At 74.8% G+C, this 1527-nt stretch carries 1 protein-coding gene; it reads left to right on the top strand.

What is annotated here, in order from left to right; genetic code table 11:
* Positions 1–86 precede the first annotated feature (86 nt).
* Positions 87–1527, top strand: a 1441-nt coding sequence (locus tag Mterra_RS23550) for a secretin N-terminal domain-containing protein (protein WP_275054873.1), incomplete at its 3' end; no start/stop codon positions are given.

Genomic DNA, 1527 nt, shown 5'->3' with positions numbered 1-1527 from the left:
CGCCTCCTCCGGCCGCGACCCCGCCCGCCGCGGCGGATTCCCTCCGGGACGGGGCGAGCCCCGCGCGCCCGGAGGAGGCGCGGCGGGTGGCGGTTTACCCGGTGGACGACCCGCAGATCCTGGCGCCCCTGGCCCAGGGCCTGCTGCCGCAGAGCAGGGTCTTCGTGCTCACCCAGCCCCGCGCCCTGGTGGTCGAGGCCACCGAGTCCCAGCACCAGCAGCTCGCGGCCCTGCTGAAGGCGCTGGCGGAGGTCGGGGGCCCGGCGCGCCCGGGGGACGACCCCCACGCAGACGAGCATGCCGCCGGGCCCGGCGGCCTCCCGCCGCAGGAGGCGGCGGCGAGTCCTCTGCCGGGACGAGCCGCGCCCGTGCCCCCGCAGGACGGTCCCCGGCCCGAGCCCAAGCCCGAGCCGGATCCCCGGAAGCAGGACGCCCCCCAGGAGCAGGAGGCGGTGCTCCTCTTCGCGGCGCCCGACGCGGGCGCGTCGCTAGCCCAGGCGCTGCTGCTGCGCTTCAAGGAGGCCAAGGTCACCTACCTCGAGGCCCTCAAGGTGGTGATGGTGCAGCTGCCGCGGGCCCTGGCGGCGGAGGCGCAGGACTTCGTGCGCCAGCTGGAGGCCGCCCGTCCTGCCGTCCTGCCGTCCCCGGCCCCCGCCGCCCCCGTGGAGCGGGCGTTGCCGCTGGGCTACGCCAAGGCCAAGGGGGTGCTCGAGCTGGTGGCCAAGCTGCTGCCGGAGTCGAAGGAGGTGCTCCTGGCCGCCGACGAGCGCACCAACACCGTGCTGCTGCGGGGCCCGGCGGCGGCGGTCGACGCCATCGAGCGGCTGGTGGGCGAGCTGGACCGGCCCGTCCCCCAGGTGGACCTGCAGGTGCGCGTCGAGCAGATCACCAGCGGCCAGGGGGAGGACGTGCGCGTGGCCCTGGAGGCGGCGCTGGGGCCCTTCACCCTCAAGGCCGACCCCGGCAGCGGCGCGGCCGGGCTGGGGATGGAGGTGGGCGCGGGCAGCCTGCTCAAGCTCAACGCCACCCTCAAGGCCCTGCAGAGCGCGGGCAAGAGCCGCTCGCTCATCGACAGCCGCTTCACCGTCAGCAGCGGCGAGAGCGTGAACCTGCTCTCCGGCGGCAGCTTGCTGATCCCGCTGTCCTCCTCGGGCTCGAACGGCGGCACCGCCGGGCTGCAGAGCGTGGAGTTCGGCCTCGAGCTCAAGCTCACGCCCGCCGTGATCCCCGGCGGCAAGATCCAGCTGGCCGTGAGCATCAACCTCGGCAGCGCCCCCTCTAGCGGGCCCAACAACGCCACGGTCATCCCCAAGCAGCAGCTGACCTCCAACGTGCTCCTTACCTCCGGCCACAGCGCGGTGCTGGGGGGCGTGATCTCCTCGACCGAGCAGGAGTCGCGCAGCGGGGTGCCCCTGCTCATGGACCTCCCCCTCATCGGCGGGCTGTTCGGCCAGACCAGCAAGAGCGTGAGCCAGAACCACCTGCTGATCGTCGTCACCGCCGTCAGCCGCATGCCCGAGCCCGCCC

Origin of the sequence: Calidithermus terrae, assembly GCF_003574345.1 — a bacterium.
In the GTDB taxonomy this organism is placed as follows: domain Bacteria; phylum Deinococcota; class Deinococci; order Deinococcales; family Thermaceae; genus Calidithermus; species Calidithermus chliarophilus.
Note: the sequence above shows the minus strand (reverse complement) of the source record. Positions and strands in the feature narration are given on the sequence as shown.